This is a genomic window from Longicatena sp. 210702-DFI.1.196 (assembly GCF_020563125.1).
Classification (GTDB): domain Bacteria; phylum Bacillota_I; class Bacilli_A; order Erysipelotrichales; family Erysipelotrichaceae; genus Longicatena; species Longicatena caecimuris.
On record NZ_JAJCPX010000015.1, the window covers coordinates 58,541 to 64,675 of the forward strand.

Consider the following 6,135-nt stretch of genomic DNA (forward strand, 5'->3'; position numbering starts at 1 on the left):
TAAAAATTGGTTCATGCATGAAAAAAAGGGTCAAAAACCCTTTATATAAAGGATTTTTGACACCTTAGCAGATAACTGATACAAGCTGTATTAGGCAGCACTGCGCTTTTTCTTTTGTTCTAAAATTTCCATATTCTTTCGTTCGTTATTTTCAACTTCACTATAATCTTCAATCAATGCACTATCCGTATAAACATCTGGATCATTGATACGATCTTTAAAGACAAATTTCAATAGGATTGGCGTGACAATTGTCGTAAAGACAACCATGATGATGATCGGACCAAAGAATTGATCATTCATCAATCCAACAGCCATCCCCTTGCTGGCAACAATTAAGGCGACTTCTCCACGCGAAATCATACCGACACCAATACGAGCCGATTGAATTGTCTGATAACCACAAAGTTTTGCACCAAGGCCACATCCCAAAATCTTGCTGAGGACAGAAATAACTAATAATAGCACAGAGAAAATTAAAATACTTGTCGTCATCTCTGGCAGAACAAATTTTAAACCGATACTAGCAAAGAAAACCGGTGAAATAAGCAGATAGCTTAAAGTTTCTATACGCATCTTCACATAAGAAGAACGACTCGTTCCGGAAATGATCAATCCGGCAATAAAGGCTCCCGTGATATCAGCGACACCGAAGAATTCTTCTGCGCAGTAAGCAAACAATAAGCAGAAAGCAAAAGATAGGATAGAAAAACGACGGTGTACTTTTTCATAACGATCAAACCATTTTTCAATCAGTTTATGAGCTGCTAAACCAATCACCATGCTGACCGCAAAGAAAGCAACAATTTTAATCATGACTGTCGTTAAATCAACAGATGTATCTGCCATACCAGTAATTAAGGTCAACGCGATAATTCCTAATACGTCATCAATCAAAGCAGCTCCTAGGATGGCATTTCCACTAGGTGTTGATAATTTCCCCATTTCTTTTAAGGTTTCCACACTGATGGATACCGAAGTTGCTGTCAAGATAACACCGATAAACATGTTTTCCAAAAATGCTTTATCGCCACTGTTATAGAAAGAAGCCAGTAAATAACCGCCGATCAATGGTATTAATACACCAATCAAGGCAATCACAAAACTCTTTCCGCCACTTTTCTTAAGTTCATTGATATCCGTTTCCAACCCGGCTGAAAACATTAAGACGATCACACCGATTTCAGCAATATGATCAATGAATTGCGATTCATGAACAATTTTCAAAAAGCCTGGGCCCAACACGATACCGGCCATCAAAGCACCGACAACCTGTGGCATCTCTATACGTTTTGTCACAAGTCCCAATACTTTGGTAAAAATTAAAATTAAGGCAATATCTAATAAATATCCATAAGATTCCATAACGATTCTCCTCTTTTTACCACCCGAATATTATACACTACAACAATGAAAAAGCAAGTTATATTTTTACATCTTTTCTCTTATGCGTATTTGTATAAAAAAGTATGTTCGTATCGAAAGCGTCTACATATTTGTAAAGGCGCATCCATCAAAAAAACATTCCTTTTCGTGATTGTTTTTTCCTTATTGTTCTAATAGTTCATAGCGTGCTTTGATATGGTGATGGATAAGCGTAAAGGTTTGTTGAGAAATGGCAGATAAAAGATCATCATCAAAATTAAAGTGGACTTTATAAGCGCATAATGCTTGAAAATCCTTACGCTGATTCTTTTGGGCGCCATATTTCACATCCCCAAATAAAGGATGATGAAGATATGCCATTACCGCGCGTATCTGATGACTTTTTCCCGTATGCAATTGCACTTCCACATACGCATATCGCTTTCCTTGATGCAATGTGCGATAGCTGGTTTCTATGCGTTGACTGTTCTTTTGTTCATGGGCATACAAATGAACCTTGTTGCTTTTTGCATCCTTTTTATGCCAAAGTACCACATGCCCTGTCTTTTGCTCCATAACACCTTCAACAATACATACATAATGTTTTTCAACTTTATGTTCGCGAATATAGGCATTCATACGCCGCAATGCTTCCGCTGTCTTCGCTCCTATGACAATTCCTTCCGTATTGCGATCTAAGCGATGACATAGAGCCGGTGTAAAACTTTGTCTTGTTTGTGGATCATACTGTCCTTTCTTATATAAGTAATGTAAGAAGCGATCTGCCAGATTATCTTGTATTTCATTGCTATCTTTATGTGTCAATAAGCCGCTCGGTTTTTTCATTAAAATGACATTTGCATCCTCATAAAGAACATCCAATTCGCTGCTAACCTTTAAAAAGGAGCAATCTTCTCCTGTTTCAAAAAATTCTTCTGCAATAAAACATAATACGTGATCTCCTGGCAGCAGACGCTGCGCGATTTCGCAACGTTTTCGATTTACTTTTATTTTCTTATTTCTTATATATTTATACATCAAACTTTTAGGCAATGCTGGCAACGTCTTTTGCAGAAATTTATCCACACGCTGGTTGGCATCATCCTCTTGGATAATAAATTCACGCATGTTGCTTCCTCCTTGTATCCCTATGCTGATGGCTCATTGCTAGTAAGTACGAAGAAAAAATCTTATTACTTACAGACTCCTTAATTATACATGACGATTTCCAACTTTCCATTGTAAATTTTCGTTTTTCTAGTAAAATGAACTATACAAAAGGATGTGAAGGTATGCAATATCGTCTTTCAGTCAGAGAACTGGTTGAGTTTTTATTTCAAAGCGGTGATTTAGTCTATAGTGGTCAAAGTGTCGAAAGAGCGAATTTAGGCAGTCGAATTCATCGCATGTTGCAATCACAGGCCACAGGTGATTATCAAAGTGAAGTTTATCTGAAACAGGAGACGATCATCGAAGATGTGACCTTTGTGATTGATGGCAGAGCCGATGGCATTTTAAAGGACGAACATGGTATCACTATTGAAGAAATCAAGACGACTGCTCTTCCCCATGATGAAATAAATGACTCTTGTTTTGTGCATTGGGCTCAGGCATATTGTTATGGCTACTTGTATGCCATGCAACATGCGTGTGAACAGCTTACCATTCAATTAACCTATTATCAGATTGAAACAAAACAAATCTTCACATTTCAACAAGTAAAAACACAGGAACAGTTGACCGCCTTTTACCTCGATTGTCTAAAACAACATTTACGCTGGGCACGTCTTTCCCAAAATATTCGTATTGCTTCTTCCACTACCTTAAAAAAACTAACATTTCCTTTTACTTCCTATCGCAAAGGACAACGTCAGTTTGCCGTAGCTGTATATAAAACGATTTTAGATAAACAAAATCTGTTTGCTCAAGCTCCTACCGGTATAGGGAAAACCATTTCTACAATATTCCCCTCTTTAAAAGCCATTGGAGAAGGAAAGGCCGAAAAGCTTTTTTATCTCTGTGCGAAAAACATCACGGCAAGTGTTGCCTATGATACAATTGCGTTATTACAAAAGCAAGATGTATCGTTTAAAACGGTCTGCATTACGGCTAAAGATAAAATCTGTTTACTGGAAGAACGTAATTGTGACCCTAAAGTTTGTCCTTATGCCAAAGGCTATTATGACCGAAATAAAAATGCTTTGTATGAGCTTTTAAGTGGTGAAGACTTCATGAATAAAGAAGTGATTGTACATATGGCTAAGCAGCATGATATCTGTCCTTTTGAATTGAGTCTTGATGCCAGCCTGTATGCAGATGTGATTATCTGTGATTATAATTATGTTTTTGATCCTCATGTCTATTTAAAACGTTTTTTTATGGAAAAAGGCAATTATATCTTTTTAGTAGATGAAGCTCATAATCTGATTGACCGTGGTCGCGAAATGTATAGTGCTGTCTTGGAAAAAGAGCAGTTTCTTTCCATACGCAAAAAGATTCCTAAGGATGCGGTGTTGCTTCATAAGGCACTGCAAGCTGTCTTAAGTGAATTTGCAAAGCTGAAAAAGTGTTGTGAATATAGTGATTTCTTTGCGGATGAAGAACCCTGTTTGCCTTTTCTGGAAAAGTTAGAAAGTTTTTCTGAGCATTGTGATGCTTATCTGCAAAGTGAGCATGAAGAAAGCCACGATGATGAACTCAAGGATGTTTATTTCGCAGTAAATGCTTATATCCGTATCGCTGATTATTATGATGAGCATTTTGTGACCCTAATACAAAAGGATGCAAATAATGTCATCGTCAAACAATTTTGCATGAATCCCCGCCATCCTTTACAAAACATCATGAAAAAAGGACGCAGTACAATCTTATTTTCAGCAACGCTGTCACCTATTGATTATTATCTGGAGCTTTTAGGCGGTGATGAAAAGACTCCTCGTCTTTCCTTGCCTTCACCTTTTGCAAAACAACAGATCAAAGTCATCATCAATAATGCCATTTCGACAAAATACCGTAATCGCAGTCATAGTCTTATCGCCATAGTGGAAATGATTCACGCATGTGTGCTTGCAAAAGCCGGTAATTACATTGTCTTTTGCCCAAGTTATGCATATTTACAACAGATTGCCGAAGAATTTGCGAATCAATATCCGGATATTGCCATTTCCATACAGGATGGCAATATGAATGATGAACAAAAACAAGCGTATCTAAAGCAGTTTGAAGAAATGGATGGTTTGCATGTCGCTTTTTGTGTATTAGGTGGCATGTTTGCGGAAGGCATTGATTTAAAAGGTGATCGTCTGATTGGTGCTATCATCATCGGTGTCGGTCTTCCCAAACTTCATCCTCAGCTAGATCTGATCAAAGCGCATTTTGATGAAATTAATCAAATGGGCTATGCCTATGCCTATCAATTTCCCGGTATGAACAAAGTTCTACAAGCAGCCGGCCGTGTCATACGTTCCCTTTCTGATAAAGGGATGGTCGCTTTCATTGACGAACGTTTTACCACACGGTTTTATCGCAATTTATTACCGATACAGTATGCGCATTATGAAATTATTAATGAGCCTCAACGCGTATATACTGTTCTATCCTCTTTTTGGCAGGAATAAGGAGATTATCTCATGAAACCAAATAATCATTTTGTTCTTTCGCTCGTATGCATGGCATTAGGTGGCTTATGTATAGGGTATTATAGTTATTTATGCATTGTTTATGGTATCAATGAAATTGTTTTTTCCTGGGTCTTTTTACTTGGTGGGATGTTGTTACTTATCATAGGAATGATGACCTATAAAAGGAAAAAACATATCTTTTCATATCTGCCTATCCCCTTACGCCGCATAGTATACTTGTGCACTACTATCATAATTATCCTATTTTTGGGATTACAATCCTGCATCCTCTATCAAGGTATGCACACGGATAAACAACAAGGTGATGCTGCTATCATCTTAGGGGCGCAGTTGCATGGTTCTTCGATTTCTCGCTTACTTCGTTATCGTTTGGAACGAGGTATCCAGTTTGCTGAGGAATATCCAAATACCTATCTGATAGTAAGCGGTGGCAAAGGGCAAGCGGAAACTTGCAGTGAAGCCAGTGCCATGAAACAGTATCTGATTCAGCATGGTGTAGCAGAATCACGTATCTTAATGGAAGATGCTTCTATGAATACACAGGAAAACTTAGCTTTCTCAAAAGTGCTTATGAAGAAATACCATATAAAAAGTGCTTCCATCATCACCAATGATTTCCATATGTTTCGTGCCGGTTTCATCGCAACTTCTTTAGGTTTGTCTTATCATAATTACCCTGCTCGCAGTGATCTTGATCTGGCACCCAATTTTTACTTTAGGGAATTTTTTGGTTCTGTTAAAGATATCACCTTATCAATAATCAAAAGATGCTAACATCGTCATAAAAAGGAAAGCGAACGCTTTCCTTTTTGATCCTATAATAACTGAGCAAATTCCTTTATATTGCCAACCACACGTCGGCCTGTCTTTGTAAGCTTATCTCTGTGTTCATGTCCATTCGCTATCAAGATACAATGACATCCGGCATATTTTGCCACTTCACTGTCATGTACACTGTCACCGACAAATACAACTTCATTTGGATTTAACTGGCGTTCTTTTACAAAGGCTTTCGCCAATTCTGCTTTGGAATGAGCATGAATGTTATCTAAGCCTTGAATATCCTGAAAATAATGGATATCTAAATTATCGTAGGGATAAGCGATACCTCTAAATTATCATAGAGTTT

At 37.6% G+C, this 6,135-nt stretch carries 5 protein-coding genes; 2 read left to right on the forward strand and 3 right to left on the reverse strand.

The features are described 5' to 3' along the window. Positions 1–90: 90 nt before the first annotated feature. Positions 91–1,365, reverse strand: coding sequence for a cation:proton antiporter (locus tag LI241_RS08180; protein ID WP_008687665.1), 1,275 nt, complete (start codon positions 1,363–1,365; stop codon positions 91–93). 183 nt (positions 1,366–1,548) lie between these two features. Next, positions 1,549–2,493 carry an RluA family pseudouridine synthase gene (locus LI241_RS08185; protein WP_008687662.1) on the reverse strand — a complete coding sequence of 315 codons (945 nt, stop codon included), beginning with the start codon at positions 2,491–2,493 and terminating at the stop codon, positions 1,549–1,551. Between the two features lie 164 nt (positions 2,494–2,657). On the opposite strand from LI241_RS08185, the gene LI241_RS08190 reads away from it, so the two are divergent. Further along, entirely contained in the window at positions 2,658–4,982 is a 2,325-nt protein-coding gene (locus LI241_RS08190) for an ATP-dependent DNA helicase (RefSeq protein WP_008687658.1), read from the forward strand. Between the two features lie 12 nt (positions 4,983–4,994). After that, on the forward strand, positions 4,995–5,780 hold the full coding sequence (locus tag LI241_RS08195) for a YdcF family protein (RefSeq protein WP_008687656.1): 786 nt from the start codon (positions 4,995–4,997) through the stop codon (positions 5,778–5,780). A 41-nt stretch (positions 5,781–5,821) separates the two neighbouring features. Here the strand turns inward: LI241_RS08195 and LI241_RS08200 are convergent, their stop codons facing one another. Then, complete coding sequence (locus LI241_RS08200) at positions 5,822–6,112, reverse strand: HAD family hydrolase (protein ID WP_369523719.1); 291 nt, start codon at positions 6,110–6,112, stop codon at positions 5,822–5,824. Positions 6,113–6,135 lie beyond the last annotated feature (23 nt).